The 24,052-nt window shown below is 72.6% G+C and carries 23 protein-coding genes and 1 riboswitch; of the genes, 6 read left to right on the top strand and 17 right to left on the bottom strand.

Annotation, left to right across the window (positions count from 1 at the left end):
* Positions 1 to 22 precede the first annotated feature (22 nt).
* Both B6G06_RS06300 and B6G06_RS06305 read right to left on the bottom strand, forming a co-directional pair.
* Entirely contained in the window at positions 23 to 1,045 is a 1,023-nt protein-coding gene (locus B6G06_RS06300) for a DUF8094 domain-containing protein (RefSeq protein WP_081171568.1), read from the bottom strand.
* Positions 1,045 to 2,589 carry a hypothetical protein gene (locus B6G06_RS06305; RefSeq protein WP_125898898.1) on the bottom strand — a complete coding sequence of 515 codons (1,545 nt, stop codon included), beginning with the start codon at positions 2,587 to 2,589 and terminating at the stop codon, positions 1,045 to 1,047. The genes B6G06_RS06300 and B6G06_RS06305 overlap by 1 nt, the downstream gene beginning before the upstream one ends.
* Positions 2,590 to 2,888: 299 nt before the next feature.
* Here B6G06_RS06305 and B6G06_RS06310 point away from each other — a divergent pair, with 299 nt between their 5' ends.
* Positions 2,889 to 4,310 (top strand): DivIVA domain-containing protein, encoded by a 1,422-nt coding sequence (locus B6G06_RS06310; protein WP_125898899.1) that lies wholly within the window; start codon positions 2,889 to 2,891, stop codon positions 4,308 to 4,310.
* An 84-nt stretch (positions 4,311 to 4,394) separates the two neighbouring features.
* Here the strand turns inward: B6G06_RS06310 and B6G06_RS06315 are convergent, their stop codons facing one another.
* Complete coding sequence (locus tag B6G06_RS06315) at positions 4,395 to 4,760, bottom strand: GntR family transcriptional regulator (RefSeq protein ID WP_081171570.1); 366 nt, start codon at positions 4,758 to 4,760, stop codon at positions 4,395 to 4,397.
* Positions 4,761 to 4,826: 66 nt separating this feature from the next.
* On the opposite strand from B6G06_RS06315, the gene B6G06_RS06320 reads away from it, so the two are divergent.
* A complete protein-coding gene (locus tag B6G06_RS06320) occupies positions 4,827 to 5,345 on the top strand; it encodes a hypothetical protein (RefSeq protein WP_080461798.1) in 519 nt (172 codons plus the stop codon).
* Positions 5,346 to 5,400: 55 nt separating this feature from the next.
* On the opposite strand, the gene B6G06_RS06325 is transcribed toward B6G06_RS06320, so the two are convergent.
* The gene (locus B6G06_RS06325; RefSeq protein WP_080461799.1) at positions 5,401 to 5,691 is read right to left on the bottom strand and encodes a hypothetical protein; all 291 of its coding nucleotides are present in this window, start codon (positions 5,689 to 5,691) and stop codon (positions 5,401 to 5,403) included.
* A 154-nt stretch (positions 5,692 to 5,845) separates the two neighbouring features.
* Complete coding sequence (locus B6G06_RS06330; RefSeq protein WP_081171572.1) at positions 5,846 to 6,835, bottom strand: malate dehydrogenase; 990 nt, start codon at positions 6,833 to 6,835, stop codon at positions 5,846 to 5,848.
* 202 nt (positions 6,836 to 7,037) lie between these two features.
* Between B6G06_RS06330 and B6G06_RS06335 the strand changes: the two genes are divergently transcribed.
* Both B6G06_RS06335 and B6G06_RS06340 read left to right on the top strand, forming a co-directional pair.
* Positions 7,038 to 8,849 (top strand): ABC transporter ATP-binding protein/permease, encoded by a 1,812-nt coding sequence (locus tag B6G06_RS06335; protein ID WP_081171574.1) that lies wholly within the window; start codon positions 7,038 to 7,040, stop codon positions 8,847 to 8,849.
* Positions 8,846 to 10,699: an amino acid ABC transporter ATP-binding/permease protein gene (locus tag B6G06_RS06340; protein WP_081171576.1), complete on the top strand. Its 1,854-nt coding sequence runs from the start codon at positions 8,846 to 8,848 to the stop codon at positions 10,697 to 10,699. Before B6G06_RS06335 ends, B6G06_RS06340 begins: the two co-directional genes overlap by 4 nt.
* A 26-nt stretch (positions 10,700 to 10,725) precedes the next feature.
* Here B6G06_RS06340 and B6G06_RS06345 read toward each other — a convergent pair whose 3' ends face one another.
* The 5 genes from B6G06_RS06345 to B6G06_RS06365 all read right to left on the bottom strand — a co-directional run bounded on the left by B6G06_RS06345 (position 10,726) and on the right by B6G06_RS06365 (position 16,905).
* On the bottom strand, positions 10,726 to 12,075 hold the full coding sequence (locus B6G06_RS06345; protein WP_081171578.1) for a dicarboxylate/amino acid:cation symporter: 1,350 nt from the start codon (positions 12,073 to 12,075) through the stop codon (positions 10,726 to 10,728).
* Between the two features lie 149 nt (positions 12,076 to 12,224).
* Positions 12,225 to 12,602 carry a DUF3017 domain-containing protein gene (locus tag B6G06_RS06350; RefSeq protein ID WP_240494029.1) on the bottom strand — a complete coding sequence of 126 codons (378 nt, stop codon included), beginning with the start codon at positions 12,600 to 12,602 and terminating at the stop codon, positions 12,225 to 12,227.
* Between the two features lie 105 nt (positions 12,603 to 12,707).
* Positions 12,708 to 14,522, bottom strand: a complete 1,815-nt coding sequence (gene purH / locus B6G06_RS06355) for a bifunctional phosphoribosylaminoimidazolecarboxamide formyltransferase/IMP cyclohydrolase (RefSeq protein ID WP_081171582.1) — start codon at positions 14,520 to 14,522, stop codon at positions 12,708 to 12,710.
* Between the two features lie 27 nt (positions 14,523 to 14,549).
* Positions 14,550 to 14,639, bottom strand: a riboswitch (ZMP/ZTP riboswitch).
* A gap of 153 nt (positions 14,640 to 14,792) precedes the next feature.
* A complete protein-coding gene (gene prfB, locus B6G06_RS06360) occupies positions 14,793 to 15,914 on the bottom strand; it encodes a peptide chain release factor 2 (protein ID WP_081171584.1) in 1,122 nt (373 codons plus the stop codon).
* A gap of 73 nt (positions 15,915 to 15,987) precedes the next feature.
* Complete coding sequence (locus B6G06_RS06365) at positions 15,988 to 16,905, bottom strand: LysR family transcriptional regulator (protein ID WP_080461807.1); 918 nt, start codon at positions 16,903 to 16,905, stop codon at positions 15,988 to 15,990.
* 73 nt (positions 16,906 to 16,978) lie between these two features.
* Between B6G06_RS06365 and B6G06_RS10070 the strand changes: the two genes are divergently transcribed.
* Positions 16,979 to 17,410: a CBU_0592 family membrane protein gene (locus B6G06_RS10070; RefSeq protein WP_080461808.1), complete on the top strand. Its 432-nt coding sequence runs from the start codon at positions 16,979 to 16,981 to the stop codon at positions 17,408 to 17,410.
* Positions 17,411 to 17,539: 129 nt separating this feature from the next.
* Here the strand turns inward: B6G06_RS10070 and B6G06_RS06375 are convergent, their stop codons facing one another.
* From B6G06_RS06375 to B6G06_RS06405, 7 genes are read right to left on the bottom strand one after another with little or no spacing between them, the layout of a single operon-like run.
* Positions 17,540 to 18,088 (bottom strand): pilus assembly protein TadG-related protein, encoded by a 549-nt coding sequence (locus B6G06_RS06375; protein ID WP_081171586.1) that lies wholly within the window; start codon positions 18,086 to 18,088, stop codon positions 17,540 to 17,542.
* Positions 18,085 to 18,564: a peptidase T4 gene (locus B6G06_RS06380; RefSeq protein WP_205635446.1), complete on the bottom strand. Its 480-nt coding sequence runs from the start codon at positions 18,562 to 18,564 to the stop codon at positions 18,085 to 18,087. Before B6G06_RS06380 ends, B6G06_RS06375 begins: the two co-directional genes overlap by 4 nt.
* Positions 18,561 to 19,034 carry a TadE family protein gene (locus B6G06_RS06385; RefSeq protein WP_081171588.1) on the bottom strand — a complete coding sequence of 158 codons (474 nt, stop codon included), beginning with the start codon at positions 19,032 to 19,034 and terminating at the stop codon, positions 18,561 to 18,563. The genes B6G06_RS06380 and B6G06_RS06385 overlap by 4 nt, the downstream gene beginning before the upstream one ends.
* Positions 19,024 to 19,290 (bottom strand): hypothetical protein, encoded by a 267-nt coding sequence (locus tag B6G06_RS06390; protein WP_233129469.1) that lies wholly within the window; start codon positions 19,288 to 19,290, stop codon positions 19,024 to 19,026. Before B6G06_RS06390 ends, B6G06_RS06385 begins: the two co-directional genes overlap by 11 nt.
* A gap of 51 nt (positions 19,291 to 19,341) precedes the next feature.
* Entirely contained in the window at positions 19,342 to 20,271 is a 930-nt protein-coding gene (locus B6G06_RS06395) for a type II secretion system F family protein (protein ID WP_080461811.1), read from the bottom strand.
* A complete protein-coding gene (locus B6G06_RS06400; protein WP_080461812.1) occupies positions 20,268 to 21,119 on the bottom strand; it encodes a type II secretion system F family protein in 852 nt (283 codons plus the stop codon). Before B6G06_RS06400 ends, B6G06_RS06395 begins: the two co-directional genes overlap by 4 nt.
* Positions 21,119 to 22,465 (bottom strand): TadA family conjugal transfer-associated ATPase, encoded by a 1,347-nt coding sequence (locus tag B6G06_RS06405; protein ID WP_081171590.1) that lies wholly within the window; start codon positions 22,463 to 22,465, stop codon positions 21,119 to 21,121. Before B6G06_RS06405 ends, B6G06_RS06400 begins: the two co-directional genes overlap by 1 nt.
* A gap of 285 nt (positions 22,466 to 22,750) precedes the next feature.
* Between B6G06_RS06405 and B6G06_RS06410 the strand changes: the two genes are divergently transcribed.
* Positions 22,751 to 24,034, top strand: coding sequence for a phosphotransferase (locus B6G06_RS06410; RefSeq protein ID WP_229657886.1), 1,284 nt, complete (start codon positions 22,751 to 22,753; stop codon positions 24,032 to 24,034).
* Positions 24,035 to 24,052: the final 18 nt, after the last annotated feature.

Consider the following 24,052-nt stretch of genomic DNA (forward strand, 5'->3'; position numbering starts at 1 on the left):
GCCCCGGGCATCGGGATGGGGGTCAGGCGGGAGCCGTTGAATCATCCCTGGTCACGGACGCGAGGACCACGGATCCGCCCAGCGCGGCGGGAGCCTCCGAGCTCCCCTCGGCGGGGATCGAGAAGGCGATCATCGCGTCGTAGGTAGCAGTGACAGTGCCGCGGACCGCGTCATCGCCTCCCAGCATCTTGCCGAGCGTCGGCCCGGCCTGGAAGCCGGCGTCCTTGACGGTGCGCTTGAACTGCGTGGTGTAGCCGAGGGTGGTCATGACGATGGCCCCGCCGTCGGCGGTCCGCAGGCCGCGGAAGCCATCGGTGCCCGCCGTCGCCGTGACCGTGACCGTGCCCGCGGCGGAGACCTGGTTGTTGATGGACCGATCCGTAGCGACCTGCGCGCGGATGCGGTCCTGGTCATTGGCGAATGTGGTCGCGTTGGCGCCCGAGGGGTTGTTGAGGGCATCGACGTAGGCGGCCAGGACGTCGGCGGGGGTGGAGACGAGCCCGGTGGAGTCCGCGACGATGGCCTCCGTCCCGGCTGCGGCGGTCGGGGTCCCGGGCACGCGCGCGCCGGGGAAGAGCTGCCCCCAGGCCCACAGCTCGAAGTTGTCCCTGGCGTCCTCCTGCGACAGCACGATGATCCAGGGCGCCTTGGCCGCCTCGGGCTGCTGGGACACGACGACGGCGGTGCGCGGGAAGCCCTCGGCCAGGCCGGCGGCGCCAGCCGCGGAGTCAAGGACGATCTGGCTGATTCGCGTGTCGTCCCCCAGGGCCGAGGCCAGGGCGTACTGCTCCGCGCGGCCACGGGCGGCGGGCCCCATCAGGTAGCCGTTGAGGGAGTCGGCGGTGCGGGCAGTGTCCGCCTGGACCAGGCCCGCCTTGATGCGCTCCAGGATGGAGGTCAGGCGCTCGGAGTCGAGCGCCGAATAGGCCTTGGGCGTGCCCGTGGCGGCCACGGGCGTGGTGGTGACTTCCTGCCCGCAGGCGGCGAGCGTCGCGGCGACGGCCGAGGCGGTCACGCCCCCGAGGAAGGAACGGCGCGTGGTCATCAGATGGTCTCCTTGTCGTCCCGGGCACCACCGGCGCCCTGGCCGTCCGTGCTCCTGCCGAGTCCGAGCTCGCCCAGGTCCTCCGTGGAGGGACCCGATGAGCCGGCCCTGTAAGCGGGCAGATCAACAGGCGGGGACGCGGGCAGTGCTTCCGAGGCGCTCGAGCCCCGCGGGTCGTCCACCTGGAAGTAGGGCGCGGAGCCCGGGATCATCGAGGGCGCCGGGCGCAGCGCCTGGGCGCCATCGCCCTCACGGGAGGCGGTTCCGAAGTAATCCACGGGCTCGGCGAGGCCGGCTCCCGATCCCCGATCGCCTTCGCGCGCGCCGTCGTAGGGCCGCAGGGCAGGGGCCTGGTCATCACCGGTGGCCGTTGGGGCGGGGTCGAGCGGGCGCAGGGATGCCGTCGTGCTCTCCCAGGGGCGGTCGGCGGGACTATCCCACGAGCCCTCGCTGGAACTCTCCCATGAGCGCTCGGGGACGCCCTCCCAGGGGCGGTCATACGCCGTCATCCCATCGCCCTGGTCCGGGCGCGAGTCGCCCCGGCCCGCCCCATCGAGGGCGCCCGCCGCGCCACTGCTGGGGGGCGTCGAGGCGGACATGCCGGCGTAGGGATCGTATGAGGTCGCGCCGATGCTCGTATCCGCGCTCGCCGCCCCGGCGCCCTGAGCGGTGAGGGCCTCGGAGGACGAGGGGATCGAGGGGACCTCAACGCCACCGACGTAGACGCGGCCGGTGCGCGGGTCCACCCATTCCTCGCCCTGTCGCTCGGCGCGCTCCTTGTCCCGCTTCTCCCGGCGGGTCAACGGGCGGTCCGGGTCCTCGATGCTGGGCACCGCGGCGGTCGACACGCCATCGGCGGCATCGAGGCGGGCCTGCCGCTCGGCCGCGCGGTTGCGGCGCTCAGCCTCCGCCCGGCGGTTCTGGAAGTCGAGAAGCAGGCCGAACACCCCGATGAGGATGAGCAGGCCGCCCAGGATCAGGCTGGGCATGAACCACCACGTGGACACCGTCCGCTCCCACGACAGGGACACCGACGGCGCGGGACCCGAGCCGTCCGTGGCAACGAGCGCGACCATGTCCGAGGAGCTGACGTTGACGACGGCCGATACCGAGCCCGTGCCGTCGGCCTTGTTGCTCCACAGGTCCGAGGATGTGGGGTCGGCATTGGAGGGCGTCGCCGCGGAGCAGGCCCCCGAGGAGTCGCAGGCCTCCGTCACGGGCGAGGCCTGGAGGGTCTTCTCATCCGTGAGGCCGGTGACCGAGAGGTACGGGTCCTGGGCGAGCCAGGCCTTGGCGTCCGCCTCGTGGCCGACGGCGATGACGACGGGCGAGGCGCCGTCGGCGGCGGTGGCCTTGATCGTCACCGATGAGTCGACCAGGTTGAGCACACCGGGAGCGGTGACGACGTAGTTCTGCTCGGGCGACGCGGGAAGGGTGGCTTCGATGGTCGAACTGGGACGCCACACTGTGGCGAAGCAGACGGCCAGAGCGATGACGATCAGGCCGGCAGCGGCGACGATCGCGCTCAAGAGTCGTCGATTCACGACGCTGAACTCCTCGGACTCGGCGTTTGGTCCCCCGCATCCCGGGCGTGACGCCGGGCGGAACGGGGCATTGATGCCCAGAATCCCATGCCGGCGCACCGGATTCCCACCATCCTGGGGAACATCACACAACGCTGCGCCCTGAGCGGACGACCATCGGAAACCCTGGGAGTGATCTGAGAGCAATCGCAGAGTAATCTGGAAACCCTAAGGGATTCCGAGGTCGCGACCGAGCCGCCCGGAGCCCTACCCTTGTCCCTGAGCCGGGGCACCGCCCCACATATAAGGATGGAGACACCGTGTCCGACGAGACCCATGAGTTCGCCGTGACGATGCGCGGCTACGATCGCGCGCAGGTCGAGCAGCGCATCGAGTCCCTGGTGCGGCAGCTGGCCGATGCGCGCCGCGAGGTCGCCAATCTCGACCAACGAGCGATGACGCTCAGCGGTGAGCTGGCCGATGCGCGCCGTCGTCTGCGCGAGGCCGACAAGCCGACTTACGCCGGCCTCGGATCGCGCATCGAGCAGCTGCTGCGCAGCGCCGAGGAGCAATCCGCCACCGTGATGTCCAAGGCCAATGCCGAGGCCGAGGCCCTGCTCTCCCGCACCCGTACCAATGCCAAGCGCCTGCAGGAGCGCAGTTCCTCCGAGGCCGCCACTCTTGTCGCGGACGCCCGCCGCGAGGCCAGCGAGCTCACCAGCCGTTCCCAGGCGGAAGCGGCGACAACGCTCGCCAACGCCCAGGCCCGGGCCGACGAGATGGTGGCCGCAGCCGAGCGCACCGCCGCCAAGGCGACCACGGACGCGCAGACCGCCGCCACCGAGGCCCGTAGCTCGGCCGAGCGCGAGGCCTCCCTCGTCATCGCCCAGGCGAACAAGCAGGCCACGGAGACCACCGTCGCCGCCGATCAGCAGGCCGCCGCCACCCGTGATGAGGCGGAGGCAGCCGCCGAGGAGCTGCGCCGGACCTCCACGGAGGAGTCCGAGGCACTACTGACCTCCTCGCGCGAGGAAGCGCATCTGACCGTGGAGAAGGCCCGCACAGAGGCGGAGTCCCTCGTTCGCAACGCCAAGGCCGAGGCGGAGTCCCTCGTTCGCAACGCCAAGGCCGAGGCGGAGGCGGCCCGTTCCGAGGTGGCCGAGCTTCGCCAGCAGGCGGCCCTGGAGATCGCCGAGCAGCACGAGGCCGCCGCGACCGAGGACTCCAAGGCCCACCAGGAGACCCAGGAGTCGATCCGCCAGATGGTCGAGGAGGCCCAGGCCCAGACCGCTCAGGCGGAGGCGAGTCTCCAGGAGGCCCTCGATCGCGCGGAGAAGGTGCGCGCTCGCACCGACGCCGAGGCCCGCACCCGCTACGAGGAGGCCACGAACAAGGCCGACGAGATCGTGCGCGAGGCGCGCGACCAGGCTGAGCAGCTCCTCGAGGACGCCCGCGCCGACGCCGAGGCCCAGACCTCGGCGGTGCACCGCCAGATCGAAGAGCTGGAGCGCCAGCGCGACTCGATCGCCGCCTACCTGGAGGACATGCGCGGAATCCTCGGCGACTCCGCGCTCCCTCACGCGCCCGCCCCGGTGATCAGCGGCGCCGGCACCGCTCAGACGGCGCAGTCCCCCCAGGACGCCGAGGGCGAGGAGGCCGACGCCGGGCCCGGGGCCGAGACGTCCGCCAAGCAGTCCTCCGAGGAGGGCGCCAAGAAGGTCACGGCGAAGAAGAAGTCCTGATCCGCCTCGTGGCGCCCGCGCCGAGCGGGCGCCACGAACATCACCGACGCCATTGTCACGTCGCGCCGTGGGGCTCCTGAGTCGTCAGGGGCCCCACGCGCGCGCCAGGAGATCGAGCGCCCTCTCACGGCTCACCCCGAGGTCGCGCAGCGCGTGGGCGCAGCGCAGCGCCTCGCGCTCGGCGGCGGTCCCAGAAGGATCGATGACGAAGGTGCCCTGCCGTCCCCTCCCCTCGATGATGCCCTCGAGCTCCAGCTCGCGGTAGGCCTTGGCCACGGTGTTGACGGCGACGTCGATCTCGGCCGCCAGGGCGCGCGTCGTCGGGAGCCTGGTTCCGGCGGGAAGACGGCCGAAGGCGATGTCGCGGCGCACGGCATCGCAGATCTGCTCGAAGACGGGCGCCGCTGATCCCGAGTCGAGACGGATGCGCAGTCGGGCTGGTTCGGACATGCTTCCAGTGTGCGCTATCCGACAGTCTCTGGTGGCCTCATTGACGACTCGCTTTAGGCTTGGGTTATGCCCGGCATCCAGCCATCCCCCGACCACGACGTCCCGGCCCCGGCGCACGCGGATCCCCCAGCGGCGGCGCCAGAGGATCCCGAGGAGGCCGACTGGGCCTCGCAGCGCCGCGAGGCCGCTGCCCGCAGGGCCCGGATGCTCCGGGCCGCCCGCTCAGCCGAGACCGCCCGGGCGGAGCGGATCGTGCGGGCCTTCCTCGGCGTCGCCTCCGCAGAGGGCCTGGAGCCGGTGGCGCTGAGGGCCAAGGGCTATGGCGGCGGCACCGCGCGCACTCCGCTGAGGGGCTGGTACTTGCGCGCCGATAGGACTGTGGCGATCGACGTCGAGGGGCGCTTCTACATCCTCACCCGCCAACTGGGGCTGAGGGACAGACTGCTCGGCGTCTCCCCGAGCCCGGATCCCGTGCCCCTGACGATCGGGGAGGGCGGGCGCGACGGCGATATCGTGCCACTGCGATTCGCCCTGGACCGTCTGCTGCCCGGCTGGGAGGAGCGCTCGGACGCTCCCCTCGTCTGAGGCTGGTCCGCGCGCCTGCCCCGGATCAGGAGCGCTGCGCGGCACGGACCCGCGGCTACCAGAGGCGGCGCTCCCAGCAGGAGGTGTGCCAGTGCCGGCGCTCCTCCAACCCGCGGTCCGCCCCGAAGAGCGACTCATTGGACCAGGCCACCACATGCGGGGTGCCGGGAACGATGCGCCGATGGCAACCCGGACAGGTGTAGTCCTTGGCGCCGCCGCGCACATGTCGGACGGTGAACTCCGCTCCCCCCGGTCCGGTCTGGCTGCGCGGCACGGAGGCGAGGCGCCCCACGTCGAGGGGGATGTGCCCGGCCCCGTAGGGCCGCTTGGAGCTGCGGCGTGCCATGTCCCTGATTCCAGCACAGCGCCGCGCCGCGCTCCAAGGCGGCCGGGCGCGGTCGGATGCCGTCCGCGCCCGGCCGCGGTCGGCCCCCTCATCGTCTCGCCGAGGGATGAGGGGGCCGGCCCGGGCGCCGTCAGGGTTCCTGACGACTGAGCTCTCAGATGAGGCTCATCGAGGCGACGGCCTCCTTCTCGGAGACGAGCTCGGCGGCGGAGGCGTCGATCCTGGCGCGGGAGAACTCGTCGATCTCGAGGCCCTGGACGATCTTCCACTCGCCGTTCTCGGACGTGCAGGGGAAGGAGGAGATGAGTCCCTCGGGCACGCCGTAGGAGCCGTCGGACATGATCGAGGAGGAGGTCCAGGAGTAGCCCTTGACGCCCAGGCACCAGTCGCGAACGTGGTCGATCGCGGCCGAGGCGGCCGAGGCGGCCGAGGAGGCGCCACGGGCGTCGATGATGGCGGCACCGCGCTTGGCGACAGTGGGGGTGAAGTCCTCCTCCACCCAGACGCGGTCGGCGAGCAGGTCCGTGACGGGCCGGCCCTTGACGGTGGCCTGGGTGAGGTCGGGGTACTGAGTGGTGGAGTGGTTGCCCCAGACCGTGACCTTGTCGACGTCGGTGACGTGGCAGCCGGCCTTCATGGCGAGCTGGGCCAGGGCGCGGTTGTGGTCCAGGCGGGTCATCGCGGTGAAGCGGGAGGCCGGGACGTCGGGGGCGTGGGAGGCGGCGATGAGGGCATTGGTGTTGGCCGGGTTGCCGACGACGAGGACCTTGATGTCGTCCGCGGCGCCGGCGTTGATCGCCTCGCCCTGGGGACCGAAGATGCCGCCGTTGGCGCTGAGCAGGTCGGCGCGCTCCATACCGGCCTTACGGGGCATGGAGCCGACGAGGAAGGCGATGTTGGCGCCCTCGAAGGCCTGCTTCGCATCGTCGAAGATATCGATGGAGCCCAGCGCCGGGAAGGCGGAGTCGAAGAGTTCCATGGCGGTGCCCTCGGCGGCCTTGATGGCCGGGGGGATCTCGAGCAGGCGGAGGTTGACCCGCTGGTCCGGGCCGAGGAGGGTGCCGGAGGCGATGCGGAAGAGAAGGGCGTAGCCGATATTGCCGGCGGCACCGGTGATCGTGATGTTCACGGGGGCGTTGGCCATGGGGTCTCCTTTGATTTCGATCGGGTGTGATGGGGACAGTACTGTGGCGGGACCGCCGCAGTGCTGTCACCGCACTGTTGCGGCACTGGCCGCGCTCGGCCAGCCGTATGGGACGAGCCTACGAGCACCGGGCCCCATGAGGGCGGGACGATGGGGGCGCGATTCTGGCACTCACCCTATGACCCGCAGCACAATAGCCCGTATGCCCGTCTTCTCCGGCCCAGGCCCCTCCCCCACGCGGATCCCGCTGGCGACGCCGTCGTCCAAGCGGGCCAACTTGGCCTCCTTCTGCCTGACCGTCCTCGCCTCCCTGGCGCAGGGCTGGTCGCTCATCTCAGCCGGCCGGGCGCTCGGCGCCCTCATCGATGGCACGGCCCCGGCAGCGCTGCTCGCCTCGGCGCTCCTGTCCGGCACGGCCTCGGCCCTGGCGGCGGCAGGGGCGCGGGCGGTGTCGCTGGGCAGCGCTGCCCGCGAGGAGGCAGCTCTGCGCCGCAGGGTCCTCGCCCACCTCATGGGGCTCGGCCCGGCCCGCGCGGCCCGACAGCGCACCGGGTCGACCGTCTCGGTGCTGACCGACGGCGCCGAGCGAGTGGCCCTGTACCGGCAGACTTTCCTCGCCCCAACGATCGCAGCGGGGCTCGCCCCGGCCCTCGTGCTCGCGGAGCTGGCCATCGCGGTGGACCCGCTCCCCTCCGCTGTGCTGACCCTCGCCGTCGTCGGCGTGCCCACGCTCATCATCGGCTTCCACAGAACACTGAGATCGTCGTCCTCGGGATCGCGCAGGAGCCGAGCGCGCCTGAGCGCGGAGTACCTCGACGCCATCCAGGGCCTGACCACCCTCACGCTAGCCCGCGCGGCGCGGCGCACGCACGAGCGGCTGTGCGAGGCCGGGGAGGGCAACCGTCGCGCGGTCATGCGCCTGCTGGCCGGCAACCAGCTCGTCATCCTGGTCACCGACTCCCTCTTCTCCCTCTTCCTCATCTCGGTGGCCGCGGTCAGCGCCGTGGCTCGACTGGGCTCGGGGGCCATCGGCGTCGGCGACGCGCTGGCGATCGTGCTGACCTCCTTCGTCCTGCTCGAGCCACTGGACCATGTGGGGGCGTTCTTCTACGTCGGCATGGGAGGCCAGGCCAACCAGCGGGTCATCCGCCGCATCCTGTCCTCCTCGGACCGGAGCGGCGCGGCGGCGCTGGGAGGGCCACGGCAGGCGGACGCGACGGGGGCTCGGGAGCCTGCGGGGCAGTCAGGACTGTCCGGGGCCCCGGGGGCGGGTCCCTCCGGGGCGATCCGCCTACGAGGGGCGAGCGCCGCATGGGGGCGCGCCGAGGTGCTCCACGGGATCGACCTCGAAGTGGCGCCCGGCGAGCACGTGGCGGTCGTCGGTCCCTCCGGCTCGGGCAAGTCGACGCTCACGGCCCTGCTGAAGGGCGATCTCCTTCCCTCGGGTGGCGCCGTGGAGGTCGACGGCGAGGCGCTGGCCCCGGGGTCGGGAGCCGCCGAGCAGGAACGGGTCCGCGCCGCGAGCGCCCTGGTGGCGCAATCCACCTGGCTCTTCTCCGGCACCATCGCCTCCAACCTCCGGCTCGCGGCGCCCTCCGCCGGCGACGATGAGCTCTGGGAGGCGCTGACCATAGCCAATCTCGCCGAGGAGGTCCGGGGTATGCCCCAGGGCTTGGCGACCCGTGTGGGAGAGCGGGGCCTGGGACTGTCCGGGGGCCAGGCCCAGCGCGTCTCCCTGGCTCGGGCGGTGCTCGCCGACCGGCCCGTCCTGCTGCTCGACGAGCCGACGAGCCAGGTGGACCTGGCCGGGGAGGCCGTGATCATCGAGGCGATCGAGCGGGTCTCCAAAGGGCGCACCGTCATCACGGTCTCGCATCGCGCCGGCGCGCTGAGCGGGGCTGATCGCGTCATCACCATCGAGGGCGGGCGCCTCATCGCCACCGAGCCCGGAGCGCGGTCGGGTACCGGGGCGGCCCCTGAGGCCGGACACGGGGCGGGAAGGGGCGAGCGATGAGCACGGGCGCGAGACGCGCGCGAGGCGCCCCGGGGGCACAGGACGCCCTGAAGACGCAGACCGGCCCTGGCGGAGCCACCGAGGCTGCCTCCACCCCGCCCTCCCCGCCGAGCCGCCGCGCGCTCATCGGCTGGCTCCTGAGCGTGACGCGGCCGGTCCTGGCGCCCCTGGTGGGCTCAACGCTGTGCCGCATCGCCGAGCTCCTCCTGGGCTGCGCCATCATGGCGATCGGCGCGATCGCCGTCGTCCGCACGGGCGCGCAGGCCGCCTCCGGGGCTCCCATCGGCATCCCCTGGGACCTGGCGGGGCAGCTCGCGCTCGCCTCCCTGCTCAAGGCGGCGCTGCGCTACAGCGAGCAGTTCCTCGGGCACTTCGTGGCCTTCAAGGCCCTGGAACTGCTGCGCGGCGAGATCTTCGCCGCACTCATCCCCCGTGCCCCGAGAGTCATGCTGGAGGCGCGCTCAGGGGACCTGCTGGCGCGCGCCACGAAGGACGTCGACCGGATCGAGGTGTTCTTCGCCCACACCTTCGCCCCCGCCGTCAGCGCCGTCGTCGTGCCCCTGAGCGTGGTGGGCGTCGTCGGGGCGACGACGTCCTGGCCCGTGGCCCTGACCGCCCTGATCTTCCTCGCCGGGGCGATCGGGGCCGTGCCCGCGCTCGGGTGGCGGGCGTCGCTGGCCTCCTCGCGCGGGGCAGTGGCGGAGCGGGCCGGGCTGACTCAGCACGTCACGGACTCCATTCAGGGAATGGCCGAGGTAGTGGGCTACGGGCGCGTGGACGAGCGCCTCGAGGAGATGGGCGCGATCGACCGCGCCATCCAGACCGCCGGAGCCCCGGCGCGGCGCTGGACGTCCCTGCGGCGGGGCGGCGTCCAGCTGCTCACGCTCCTGGGCCCTGCCGCGATGATCCTCGTGGGCGCCGACGACGTGCGGGCGGGGGCCTTCTCCGCGGCCGCCCTGGCGGGAGGCGTGGCGGCGGTGGTGCGCCTGGCCGAGACCGCGCGGGGGGTGGAGGAGTTCGCCGCCGCGCTCACTACCTCCTTCGCTGCGGCCGAGCGGGTGTGGGCCACCGCCCACTCCCCCATCGAGGTCGTGGACGGGCAGGAGGAGCTCCCCCGGGCGGGCTCCCATGAGCTCGTCTGGGAGGGTGTCTCCTACGCCTATCCCGACTCGCCGGGGCTCGCGCTGGAAGGCGCCTCCGTGCGCGCGGCGGCGGGCCGGTGGACCTGCCTCGTGGGGGTCTCGGGCTCGGGCAAGACGACGATGGGCCAGTTGGCGCTGCGCTTCGACGATCCCGCGACGGGCCGGATCCTCCTGGACGGCGTCGACATCCGGGACCTGAGGGGTGACTGCCTACGCCGCGAGGTGGCGCTGGTCAGTCAGAGCGCGCACCTGTTCCGGGCCAGTGTCCTGGACAACCTGCGGCTGGCCGCGCCGGGCGCGAGCGAGGAGGAGGTGCGGCGGGCCTGCCAGGACGCCGGGATCCATGACGACATCATGGCCCTGGAGTCCGGTTACGGCACGATGATCGGCGAGCGCGGGGCCTCGCTGTCCGGCGGCCAGCGCCAGCGGCTCGCGCTGGCCCGGGCGCTGCTGGTCCAGCCCGGGGTCGTCGTCCTGGACGAGTTCACCTCGCACCTGGACCCGGCGCTCGACGCCCGGGTGCGCTCCCGCGTGCGCAAGCGCCTGGCGGGCACGACGGTCGTGGAGATCACGCACCGCCTGCAGTGGGTGGGCGAGGCGGACCACGTGGCCGTTCTCGACGGCGGACGCGTCGTTGAGCAGGGCGCCCCCGCCGCGCTCATGTCGGCCGGCGGGGAGCTCGCCAGGCTCATGGCCCGTCAGGCGTGAGGAACGGCTGCGGCCCCGACTCGGCCTCAGGCACCGGGATTGCCCGCGGCGGCGCTGGAGGCGGCCAGCTCCTCGGGGCTGACAACACCCTCGACGCTCACGCCGTCGAGGTAGGCCATGCCGTCGAAGGCGAGCTCACGGGCGTTCTCCGGGTCCCCCTCGTGGCCGAGGCGGCCATCGGCGAAGCGGTCGATGGTGATGGCGATGGCCGCGTCGCCAGTGACATTGGTGGCGGTGCCGAAGGAGTCCATGGCGATGTACGTGGCGAACATGAGGCCGACCTGGGCGTCGTTGAAGCCCAGCATGGAGGCGATGAGGCCCGAAGCCGCGGCGATGGCGCCACCGGGGACGCCGGGGGCCGCGACCATCGTGACGCCGAGCATGAAGATGAAGCCGATCCACTGGGCGGCGCTGATCGTCAGGCCCTGGGTGAAGGCGATGGCGAAGGCGAAGGCGAAGATCTTCGACGTCGAGCCGGCCAGGTGGATCGTGGCGCACAGGGGGATGACGAAGGAGGCGACGGCGTCGGACACGCCCAGCTTCTTGGTCTGGCGCAGCGTGACCGGGATGGTCGCCGCGGAGGAGGAGGTGCCCAGGGCCGTCATGTAGGCGGGCAGCAGCTTGAGAATGGCCTTGAGCGGGTTCTTGCGGCCGATGGCCCCGGCGGCGGTGTACTGGCAGGCCAGGATGACGACCTCGAGGACGAGAACGACGACGACCACGCGCACGAGGGTCCTCATGACCGCCCATGCCTCGCCCGTGTAGGCGAAGTTGAGGAAGATGCCGAAGATGTGCAGCGGCAGGAGGGGGATGATGATCGTCTCGATGAGGCGGGTGATGATGGCGCGGAACTCGATGAATCCCTTGCGCAGCACGCCGCGGGGCACGAGCGAGAGGCCGATGCCCATGACGAAACTGAGGATGAGGGCGGTCAGGACCTCCACCGGCGGGGCGATCTCAAGGGTGAAGAAGCTCTCCAGGGCGCTCCCAGGCTTGGAGACGTCGCCGAGCATCACCCCGGACAGGAGCGAGGGGAACAGGGCCGCGCAGGTCGCATAGGTGACGAAGCCCGCGAAGAGGGTGGAGGCGTACGCGACGGCGGTGGTGACGCCCAGCCACTTGCCGGCCCCGCGCCCGAGGTCGGCGATGGCCGGGGTGACCAGGCCGATGATGATCAGCGGGATCGCGAATTTGAGGAACTGGCTGAAGACCGCCGAGAAGGTGGCGAAGCCGCGGCCAACGGGGGCGGGGATGATGGGGTGGCCGCCCACGCGAATCGAGCCGAGGGCCACGGCGAGCAGGATCGCGACAATCACCCACAGGAGAATGCCGCCCTTCATGCGGCACTTGCGCGCGACGGGCTGTGCGTTGGACATGTTGGGGCCTTCCAGATACCGGGGGATCGCCGCGTGAGCGCGATAACCGTGACAGCGGGGCAGAATCGCATAGTCGGGCCTGCGCGGGCCGGGGCGTCTGCCATCCGGGATGGGATGCCGCCCGGTTGGCACCCTCCGGCCCGTAGGCCTCAGCCGGAAATGCGCGGGAGGTCCGCGTAGGCGGCCAGTACGAGGAGCGCCAGGGCGAGCAGTGCCCCGAAGAGGACGTCGAAGAGCCGCGAGCGCGCGGAGATCCAGGTGCCCTGGGGACGCTGGAAGCGCATGACGACGAGGGTGAGGAGCAGGGCCACCAGCGCGATAACGCCGAGCCGCTGGTGCCCCAGCAGGCTGCTGGCGGGAACGACGGTGAGGCTCACCGCCACGGTGACGACGCCGGCGATCCGGTAGGTCTGATGGGCGCGGCTGCGCGGTGGAGCCACGCCCCGTCGGGGGCGCTCATCAGCGGGTCCCGCCGAGGACCCGCCCGTGGTGCTGGCGCCGGCGGCGCTGTCCCGCTCCTGGCTCACGCGCCCACCCTATCGCCCGTTCCGGTCGCGGCCCGGCCGCACCGGGCCGCGCCAGGCCGAACTGGGAGCGGCGGGGCCTGTCATGCCGGGGCGGGCGCCACGGCCTCAGTGGAAGAAGTGGCGCCGCCCGGTGAGGTACATGGTCACGCCCGCGGCCTTGGCTGCGGCGATGACCTCCTCGTCGCGGATGGAGCCGCCGGGCTGGACGACTGCGCGCACACCGGCGTCGATGAGGACCTGCAGGCCATCGGCGAAGGGGAAGAAGGCATCGGAGGCGGCCACGGCCCCCCGGGCGCGCTCGGGGGCGGAGCCGGTGAGGATCTGGGCGGCGTCGCCCCCGCCGACGGCCCCGGTCTGCCCGGCCTCCGCGGTGTCCCCGGTCTCCGCGGTCGCGGCGGCGGGCGCCGCGGCGTCGCCGGTGGAGCGGGCGCCGAGCGTGTTGGCGCGCTCGACGGCCAGGCGGCAGGAGTCGACGCGGTTGACCTGGCCCATGCCCACGCCCACGGTGGCCCCGCCGGAGGCCAGCAGGATGGCGTTGGACTTGACCGAGCGGATGGCGCGCCAGGCGAAGCGGAGGTCGGCGAGGGTGGCCTCATCGGCGGGGCGGCCGGCGGCGAGGGTCCATGCGGCGGGGTCGTCGTCACCGGCCTGATAGGCGTCGCGCTCCTGGATGACGGCGCCCCCGGAGATCTGCCTGATCTCCCATCCCTCGCGCTCGGGCGCCTCGACGGCGAGGATGCGCAGGTTCTTCTTGGCCCTGAGGATCTCCAGGGCCTCGTCCTCGAAGGCGGGAGCGACCACGACCTCGGTGAAGATCGGCTTGATCTGATGCGCCATGGCGGCGGTGACGGTGGCGTTGGTGGCGATGACGCCGCCGAAGGCGGACACGGGGTCGCAAGCATGGGCGAGGCGGTGGGCCTGCGCGACATCACCACTGGGGCTGATGGCCACGCCGCAGGGGTTGGCGTGCTTGATGATGGCCACGCAGACCTCGCCGTCATGGTCGTAGGCGGCGCGCAGGGCGGCGTCGGCGTCCGTGTAGTTGTTGTAGCTCATGGCCTTGCCGGACAGCTGCCGGGCCTTGGCCACTCCTCCGCGCGCCCCCGGGGCGGTGTAGACGGCGGCGCCCTGATGGGGGTTCTCGCCGTAGCGCAGGGCGGCGAGGCGCTCGTAAGCGGCACCGACGTAGGCGGGGGGCGCGGCCGGGCCCTCGGCATCGGCCGCACTGCCGGGGCCGGCCTCTGCGCCGTCGGCCTCGGTCTGCTGAGCGAACCAGGTGGCGACGGCGGCGTCGTAGGCGGCGGTGCGGGCGTAGGCGGCCGCGGCGAGGCGGCGGCGCTGGGCGAGGGAGAATCCGCCATCGGCGATGGCCTGGACGGCCTCGGCGTACTGGTCGGGGGAGGTCAGGACGGCGACGCCGGGGTGGTTCTTGGCGGCGGCGCGGACCATGGAGGGACCGCCGATGTCGATCTGCTCGACGCAGGCGTCGAAGGGAGCGCCGGAGGCGACGGTGGCGGTGAAGGGGTAGAGGTTGACGACGACGAGATCGAGGGGGGCCACGCCCAGGGAGCCGAGCTGGGCGAGGTGGTCGGGCTTGCGGCGGTCGGCGAGGATGCCGGCGTGGATGCGCGGGTGGAGGGTCTTGACGCGGCCCTCGAGGCACTCGGGGAAGCCGGTGACCCGCTCGACGCCGGTGACCGCGATACCCGCGGCGGCGATGGTGGCGGCCGTGGAGCCGGTGGAGACGATCTCGACGCCGGCGGCGGCCAGGGCGGTGGCGAGCTCGACGAGACCGGTCTTGTCGTAGACCGAGACGAGCGCGCGGCGCACGGGGACGATATCGGGATTGACAAGTCCCTCGGTGGGCACGTGGGCGGTGGGCACGGTGGTCGAGGCTGCGGGGGCCGGTGAGGCGGTCACAAGGGGCTCCTGTGGTTCCGGGGGTCGGCGGGACGCCCAGGCGGGCGACGTCCCCTCCACATGGGGCGGCGGCCACTCCCCGGTGGTGCCCCACCCTCGCCAGTCGCGACCGGTCCCAGGCTAGCGCGCTCCCGCCCCGCCCCGCCACATCACGCCGAGGCCGGTCGAAAATAGGGGCGAGACCGGTTCCCCGCACCCTGCCAACCGGTCTCGATCACTATTTCGACCGGTCTCGGGTTAAGAGCGAAGGACAGGGGCACGGGGCGCGGATCAGTCCTCGGTCTGCTCCTGCTGCTTGCGCCAGCGGATGCCGGCATCGATGAAGCCGTCGATGTCGCCGTCGAAGACGGAGTCGGGGTTGCCGACCTCGTAGTTGGTGCGCAGGTCCTTGACCATCTGGTACGGGTTGAGGACGTAGGAGCGCATCTGGTCGCCCCAGGAGGCCTTGATGTCCCCGGCGAGCTCCTTCTTCTTGGCGTCCTCCTCCTGCTGCTTGAGCAGGAGGAGCCGGGACTGCAGGACACGCATGGCCGCCGCACGATTCTGGATCTGCGACTTCTCGTCCTGCATGGAGACCACGAGGCCCGTGGGCAGGTGGGTGATGCGCACGGCGGAGTCGGTGGTGTTGACGGACTGGCCGCCTGGCCCCGATGAGCGGAAGACGTCGATGCGGATGTCGGTCTCGGGGACGTCGATGTGGTCGGTGGACTCGATGAGCGGGATGACCTCGACGGCGGCGAAGGAGGTCTGGCGGCGCCCCTGATTGTCGAAGGGGCTGATGCGCACGAGGCGGTGCGTGCCGCCCTCCACCGACAGGGTGCCGTAGGCGTAAGGGGCGTGGACCTCGAAGGTCACGGACTTCAGCCCGGCCTCCTCGGCGTAGGAGGTGTTGAGGACCTTGATGGCGTAGTCGTGGCGCTCGGCCCAGCGCGTGTACATGCGCAGGAGCATCTCGGCGAAGTCGGCAGCATCGACTCCCCCGGCGCCCGAGCGGATGGTGACGACGGCGTCGCGCTGGTCGTACTCGCCGCTCAGCAGGGTGCGGATCTCCAGGTCGGCCAGGTCCTTGGAGATGGCGGCGAGGTCGGCCTCGGCCTCGGCGAGGATCTCCGCGGCGTCGTCGCCCTCCTCCTCCCCGGCGAGCTCGACCATCGTCCCGAGATCGTCGATGCGCTCGCCCAGCTCCTCGACGCGTTTGAGATCCGCCTGGGCGTGGGACAGGGCGGAGGTGACCACCTGGGCGGCGTCCGGGTCGTCCCACAGATCCGGGGCGGCAGCGGACTCGCTCAACTCGACGATGCGGGCGCGCAGGGCGTCGGGGTCGGTCACCGCGGCGATGGAGGCGTAGGTGTGTCGGAGTCGTTCGATCTGCACGGGGAAGTCAATGGCCACTCGGCAAGACTAGTCGATCCGGGGTCGGGCGGTGGCGGGGCCACGCGTCGCGGCGCGGGAGGCGCCGTCCGCATCAGCCCATGACGGTGCCCAGGGGGATCGTCTGCTCCAGCAGCGCTGCCAGGACCGCGCGCACCGCCGGCCCGGGCTCGGTGCGCGTGGCGCGATGGCGCACGACGAGCTGTCGGGCCCCGATGCCCGGCAGCCGAGTGATGTGCAGGTCATCGGGGATGACGCTGCTGCGCACGGCGAGCTCGGGGAGGAGCGCGTAGCCCAATCCCGCATGGGCCATGGCGAGCACGACGTCGTAGTCGTAGCCCACGTGCCGAGTGGCCAGGGGGACTCCGAGTTGCCTGGACAGGCGGGCGAGCGCGAACGCCCCGGCGGTGGAGGGATCAAGAGCGATCCAGGTGGCGCCGGTCAGGTCCGCCAGCGACGCCGGCACGGCGCTGCCCGGCGGGACGACGACGAGCCAGGACTCATCGAGGATCGGCACATCGCCGAGACCTCGGGGGGCCGGCGGAAGGGCACGGGCGTCGCGCTCCAGGAGGAGCAGGTCGAGCTCGCCGCGGCGCAGGCGGGCCAGGCCCGCGCGCTCCTCGACCTCCTCGATGATGACGTCGAGCCCGGGGCGGTTGACCTCCAGGTCGGCGATGAGGGGCAGGAGGATGGCGCGCACGGCGGTGGCGAAGGAGCCCACGCGGACTGTCCCCGTGGGGCTGGCGCCGTCGAGTCCGGCGAGCTTGCGCTGAGCCTCTGCGAGCTCTCCCTCGATGCGCTCGGCGGTCTCAGCCAGGACTCGGCCCGCCTCAGTGAGCACCGATCCGGTGGGCGCGCGATCCATGAGGCGGGCGCCGGTCTCCTCCTCCAGAAGGCGGACGTGCTGGGACACGGCGGAGGGGCTCATATGTAACGAATCCGCAGCTGCGACCACCCCTCCGGAGCGCTGGACGGCGAGGAGGACGGACATCCGGCGAGGCGACAGGTTCATGAAGTAAAACTACATCCCCTATACAGATACCTGCGATTGATCTTCATCGCGAAGGGGTCCAGGATCATCCCCCGTGACCCATCTCGTTCCCTCCCTCCTGTCCCTGGCCGGTTGGCTCGGCGCCGCCGAGCTCCTCTGGGCGTACGCCCTCATCTCGTCGGGCAAGCTGGCCGGTGATTCCCTCAAGTACCAGGCCCTCAACATCTCGGGCTCGATCATGCTCATGGTCAACTGCGCCTCCTCGGGCGCCTGGCCGAGCGTCGTCGCGAACCTCTTCTACCTGGTGGTCGGCATCAACGTGCTCCTGACCGTCAAGCGCGCCTACATCGCCGGCCTCGTGCGCCGCGAGGCGGCCGCCGTCTCCGCCCGCTGGCAGCGCCCGGGGCTGGCGGGCCCCGCCACCGCCCCGGCCGCACGGGTGCTTCCGGCACCCACGGCCGAGGCGACGGCGATGCCCACTGGTCAGGCGGCGTCGGCCGCCGCTCTCCTGAGCACCGCCGCCTGACCGAGCCGCCCATCGACTGGTGCGCGCTCCGCACCGGGCGGTGCTGCGCGCGCCGAACGGTGTGAGCTGCCCGCACCGGTGGGTGCGAATGGCACCGGTGAGCGCGCATCGCGCGGTTCCCTGTCCGTCTCAGGGCCCCGTCGTCGTCCGGGCCGACCCAGTGGCACTGATGTCGAAGCCCTCGAAGGGCAGCAGCCCCCAGGGCAGGACGGGCGGGCGCGAGTGGCCGCTGAGGGTGACGACGGCGATCCTCCCATCCTCGGCGTGGGCATCGCTGACACCCACATCGCTCAGGCCCCCGGCGCTCGCCACTCCCAGCTCGGCCTGGGAGGCGAGGTCGTCGACGGCTGCGCTGCGCACGGAGGCGTCGTCCATGGCCACGGGCGCGGCGGGAAGGCCGCCCGCGTAATAGCCGTCGGGCGCGGTATTGCCCGCCCCCGCCACCGCGGCGGAGTCCGCCATGGCGGTCAGGCGCTTGACGTCCAAGTAGACGGAGGTCACCGACGTGATGCCGAGGATGAGGGCGAGCACGACGGCGATCATGCCGATCCCGAGCAGCATGGCCTGGCCGTCCTCGGCCGCGCAGCGACGGCGCAGCGCCCTGAGGCGCCGTCGCCAGGGGGCGGGCGCCGAGAGCGCGGGTGAGCCCGTGGCGGCACGGGCATTGTTGTGCCTCATCGATCACCCCCTGGGGCCGGGAGGCCATTCTCGATAGTGCTCACGGGGCGCACGGCGGAGATCGTGACGAGATCGTCACCGATCCCGGTCGCGGACACGAGCGGCAGGTCGACTCCCACCTCCACGCGCACGGCCCTGGGCCGGGCGCAGGCGGAGTCCTCGCAGTCGAGGGCGAGCGCGGTGGCGGGGTCATCGTCGAGCCCTTGATCGGCCAAGGCGAGGCCGACGGCGGCACGGGCGCGGGCCGGCCCCAGGCCATCGGCGTCACCCGCGCTGGACTCCATGGCGCGGGCGGCGGAGTCGGCGGCGCTGGCCACGGCAAATGAGGCCGCCTGGGCCTGGGCGAGGGCGACGATGAGGTAGAGGATCGGCACGACGATGACCACGCTCCATCCGATGAACTCGACCGTCGCACTGCCCCGCTCGGCTCCCCCGCCCGGCACGGTGAGCCACCGGGCCCTCGCCAGCCGGCTCATGGCGTCGCGCCCGCTCGGGCGAGGGCCGACTCATCGAGGGCGTGACCGCTCACGCGCAGGCTCCCGCCGGGGCCGAGCAGCCCGAGGACGGGCATGGGTGCGCTCGCCTCGACCTCCACCACGGGCAGACCATCGCGAACCACGCGGCGGACCCGCACATCCGTGACGTAGTCGTCGGCGAGGGCGGCGCCCGTCAGGGCGCGGACGCGCGCGGTGGCCTCCTCCTCGGTGCCTCCCGCCAGCGCGGCGCGCCTGGCGCCCTCGCCCGCGGCATCGGTGAGGACATTGCGGGCGTAGAGCCCCAGCGCGAGCTGGAGGAGGGCGATGGCCACCGCGATGACGAGGGCGCCGACCATGACGAACTCGGCGATCGCCGAACCCTCCTCACCGCTCCCCCGCCCAGGGGCACGGCGGCATCGGGGCAGGCGCGGGACGTCGAGCCGACGCGGGCCGCGGATCTCAGATCGCACCGGTCACCTTGTTCATCGCGGAGGTGAAGATGTTGACGAGCGCGGGACCGGCCACGGTCCACAGGGCGACGACGAGTCCGGCGGTCATGAGCGTGACGAGGACCCATCCGGGGACGTCGCCGCGCTCGGGCGAGAGCGCGCGGCCGGCTCGAACGGCGAGGGCCCTGGCGCGCCGGGCGCAGCCGAGCAGGGCGGCATCCAGTGAGTCGCTCAATCTGGCGGCGGCGCGCCGGACACTGCGGGAGGGGATGCTCATGGTGGTTCCTTTCTTGGATAGGGGCGGGGATTGGGCTGCGGCTCCGGGCGGTCAGATGCCCAGCCGCAGGACGACGAGCCCGGGATAGAGGGCGAACAGGATGGTGATGGGCAGGACGAGGAAGACGACGGGCACCATCTGGGCGATCTCGCGCTTGCCGCCCTCCTCGATGAGGGCCCGCCGGGCGGCCTCGCGGGAGTCGGCGGCCTGGGAGCGCAGAACCTCGGCCAGGGGCGTCCCGCGCTCCATCGCCACGGTGATGGCCTCGCAGAGGCGGGACAGGGCCGGGCAGCCGCACCGCGCCTCCAGGCCCTCGAGAGCGGTGGCCAGGACGGTCCCCGAGCGAATATCGGCCAGGGTCATGCCGAGCTCGTCGACGAGGTCCCCGCGCCCTCGGCGGGTGACCCGCTCGATGGCGTCCACCGGCCCTTGACCGGCCCCGACGGCGAGCGCGAGGAGTTCGACGACGTCGGGCAGCTGCGCCTCGATCCTCGCGGTGCGCCGCTTCACGGCGCGCGAGAGCCACCAGTCGCGGGCGGCCACCCCGGCGATCGCCGCGATGAGGGCGCCTATCAGCACAGCAGGAACGCTAATGGGCCGCACGAACGAGGAGATGAGCCCCAGCCCGAGGGCGGCGGATAGGCCCGCGCCCGCCCAGACGAGCTGCTGGACCCTCAACTCGTCGTAAGTGAGGTGGGAGCCGGATCGGGCCAGGCGCCGTCGGACTGAGTCCGCGGACGACCCCATGGACTCCAGGAGCCCGCCGAGGTCGGCGACGGCGGCCAGCAGCAGGCCGGGAACGGTCTTCCCGCCAGGACCGGGGGCGCGCAGGAGCGCGGATCCGCGGGGCCGCTCCTGGACATAGGGTTCGAGACGGGCGACGAGGCCGGGGCGCCGCCGCGACAGGGCCTGAAGGACCAGGACGATGCCGAGCGAGGCGAGCAGGCCGATCAGGCCCCCGACAACGAGATGGTTGCTCATCGCAGCACCCGCTCCTCCTCGGGCAGGCGCCCGATCCTCAGCATGAGGCGGTAGGCGAACGCGCTGGCCATCGCCCCGATGAGCAGGACGAGGGCGCCGCCGCTCGTGGCGTAGGCGGCCGCGGCCTGGGGACGCGTGGACAGCAGGCCCAGGACGAGCCAGGGGGCGGCCACGGCCACCCGCGCGCCATTGACGGTCCAGGACTGGCGGGCCTCGAGCTCGCCGCGGGTGCGCATGTCCTCGCGCAGCATCCGGGCCAGGGACCGCATGAGGTCGGCGAGCTCGGTGCCGCCGACCTCATGGGCGAGGTGGAGCGCCTCGATAATCCTGTCCGCGACGGGGTCGGCGAAGCGGGCCTTCAAACGGGCCAGGGACTCGTCGAACCGCGCGGTGGCCGCGTAGTCGACGGCGAAGGCGGAGAACTCGGCGCGCACCGCCTCCGGGCCCCGCTCGGCGAGGCTGGCCAGGGCCTCGGGCAGGCTCATCCCGGCCCGGATCCCGGAGACGAGCGTGTCGACCGCCTCGGGCCAGATCTCGCGCAGACGAGTGCGCCGGGCGCGGGCCCGCGAGGAGATGAGGAGGAAGGGGCAGAGGGATGCGATGACGCCGAAGGCGGCCGCGATGCTCCATGCCCCGGTGGCGCCGAGGAATCCGAAGGCGACGACGGCGCCGGCCCCGAGGCTCCCGGTCACGAAGGCGGCGGGGCTCGTGCGCCCGGCGCCGGCTCGGATGAGAAGGTCTCCCAAGCGCCGGGAGCGCTCGGATCGCCACTGCGGGGGCTCGCTCGTGCAGGCCTGCCAGATGAGGACGAGGCCCAGGCCCGCCAGGAGCCCTGCGATGGCACCCATCAGTGGCCCTCCCGCCCGGCGGGGACCACGTGGGAAGCCGTGACGGCGGGGCCCGGGGAGGAACGCCGTCGGGCGAGCGCCGCGGTCCCCGGTGACGCGGCGTCGGGGAGGGACGGCGCCTGGTCGACGGCCAGGAGGCGGGAGAGGTCGTGCCCGGCGCGCTCGTAGCGCTCCCGGCCCGGCGGCAGGCCGGTGCCGCGAACGAGGCGGTCAGCCCGGTCGCGGTGGAAGAGGTCGGCCAGTTCGATGACGCCGTTCTCGACCCGGCCCGTGACGGCGTGGATCTCTCGCACGGTGCGGCGGCCGGCGGCGTCGAGGCCGAGGTGAACGACGAGGTCGATGGCGCTGGCGACCGTGGGCATGACGAAGGCGGCGGAGACGTTCTCCCCGGCGAGCAGAGGCAGGGTGCAGATCTTGACGACGGCCTCCCTGGCCGAGTTGGCGTGGAGGGTGGACATGGCCGGCAGGCCGGAGTTCATCGCGATGAGCAGATCGAGGGCCTCGGCCTCCCGGACCTCGCCGATGAGGAGGCGGTCGGGGCGCATGCGCAGCGCCTCCTTGACCAGGCGCCGCAGGGTGATCTCACCGGCGCCCTCAAGATTGGCGGGGCGGGTCTGCATGGCCACGCAGTCGCGGTTGCGCAGGGAGAGCTCGAAGACCTCCTCGCAGGTGATGATGCGCTGCCCGGCGGGGATGGCCCCGGCCAGGGCGCGGACCATGGTGGTCTTGCCAGCCTGGGTTGCCCCCGAGACGAGGATGTTGAGGCCCGCCTGCACGGAGGCGTCGAGGAAGGCGGCCGCCCTGGCCGGCAGGGAGCCGAGGCGGACGAGATCGGTCAGGCAGCCGGCGCGGGCCATGTGCTTGCGGATGTTGACCGCCCAGTGGGCGCCGGTGATGGGCGGGATGACCACGTGGAGGCGCTCGCCGCCGGGCAGCTGCGCGTCGACGAAGGGACTGGACATATCGAGGCGGCGCCCGGAGACGCGCAGCATGCGCTCGACGAGGACGCGCAGGTCGCCTTCGGCCAGGAGGGTGGTGGTCAGCTCGGGGCGGCCCGAGCGGGCCACGAAGACGCGATCCGCGCCATTGACCCAGATCTCCTCGACCTCGTCGTCGTCGAGGTAGCGCTGGAGGGGCCCCATGCCGGCCAGGGCGTCGATGATGTCGGCGGTGGCCGCCTCGGGATCGAGCAGGGGCGGGACGAGTCCGGCGTCAGCACGGGCGAGGTAATCGGCGGAGGCCTCCCTGACGAGACCGGCCAGGGATCCGGGCTCGGAGAGGGGGTCGATGCCGCGACGGCGCACGAGCTCGCGGACCTCTGTGTGCAGCAGCGTCGCGGCGTCCATGGGGTTCCTCGGTGGTCGAGCGGGAGGAGGGGCGTCTGGCTCGGGGGACCAGTCGAGGTCAGGGGCCGGCGCTATGGTCGGATCGCGGCTCCGACCTGGGACGATCGGACGCGAACCGAGACTAAGCGAGGATCCGCGCCTCGCGCTACCCCATTCGGCGAACCTGTGGATAACCGCATGGATGGCGGGGATGGTGCTTGTAGGGGCGCCACTGGCCCGCTCACCAGGCGAGCGGGCCAGGCGCGGCGGCTGCGCGAGATGCCGCGCCTCGCCTACGGTTGGGTCATGACGCCCACGGACCCCGCCCCGGACCCGGCCATGGAGATGAACGCTGAGACGAGCGCTGAGACAGGCGCGGGGGCCTCCCCCAGCGCGCCGTCGGGCTCGAAGGGCGAGAGGCCCGGGCACGGGGTACTGCCCGACGGCGAGCAGGCCTCCCCCGAGGACGCCGACGAGGCGATCCCCTCCCCTGAGCGCGCCGAGGTCCCCGAGAGCGCGGGCGCGCCGGAGGGGACGCCGGTCGAGCACCGCTCAGCGCTGGCCTTGGCCGCCATGGCGTCGATCGCGGTGCGGGGCCTGGACCCGGCCCGCCTGGCGCTGCCCCAGTTGGATTCCGCGCATCTGAGGGTGGTCGGCGTCATCGACACCCGGGGGCGCCATTGGGAGGTCCACGAGGCCCTCGACGACCTCACCGGCGCCGAGCTGGTGGCCGAGGCGGAGGTGCTGCGGCGCATCGGCAGGGTCGTGGACGGCGGGCTCCTGTCCTTCGACGTGCCCCGGCCGGCCGGATTCCTCAGGCGCAACGGCGCCTGCATACAGGTCCGCTCCCATATGGCGGGCCGGCCGATCAATCTGATGTCCCTGCACCCGGGGCCGGGATTGTCGGCGGGGCTCGGCAAGGCGCTGGGTGAGCTGCATGAGCTTCCCACCGCCGTCGTGTCGGAGGCGGGTATGCCGGTGCACGACGCGAATGAGGTGCGGGGCTCGTGGCTGGCGCTGCTCGATGAAGCCGCGAGCACGGGCAAGGTGCCGTCCTCGGTGCTCTCGCGCTGGGAGCAGGCCCTGGAGGACGCGGCGCTGTGGCGCTTCCGGCCGGTGGTGGTCCATGGGGACATGGCCGCGGAGAACGTCCTGACCGCCGGGGGCACCGTGGTGGCGATGAGCGGGTTCGGCCAGGCGCATGTGGGCGACCCGGCGGAGGACCTGGCGTGGATCTACTCCTCGGCGCCCCTGGACTGCCTGGACTCGATCGAATCGGCCTACGACCTGGCGCGCTCGGAGGGGGTGGACCGCCACCTGCGCGACCGCGCGGAGTTGGTGAGCGAGATGAGCCTGGCGCGCTGGCTGTTGCACGGCGTCCACTCGGAAGACGAGTCGGTCACTCGGGATGCGGTGGCGATGCTGGAGGATCTGGCCGACCAGGTGGGCGACGATCCGATCGTCGACCATCATGAGCCGCGCCTCGCCTCGGTGCCAACGGACTCGGCGCTTCAGGCCGCCGGTGAGATGGAGGCGGTGACCTCCGAGGTCCCCACGCCCCTGCGGGCCGTGCCCCGCCCCGAGGAGTAGGGGCGAAGAGGCGGGGTT

It is taken from the genome of Actinomyces gaoshouyii, from assembly GCF_002076915.1.
Classification (GTDB): domain Bacteria; phylum Actinomycetota; class Actinomycetes; order Actinomycetales; family Actinomycetaceae; genus Actinomyces; species Actinomyces gaoshouyii.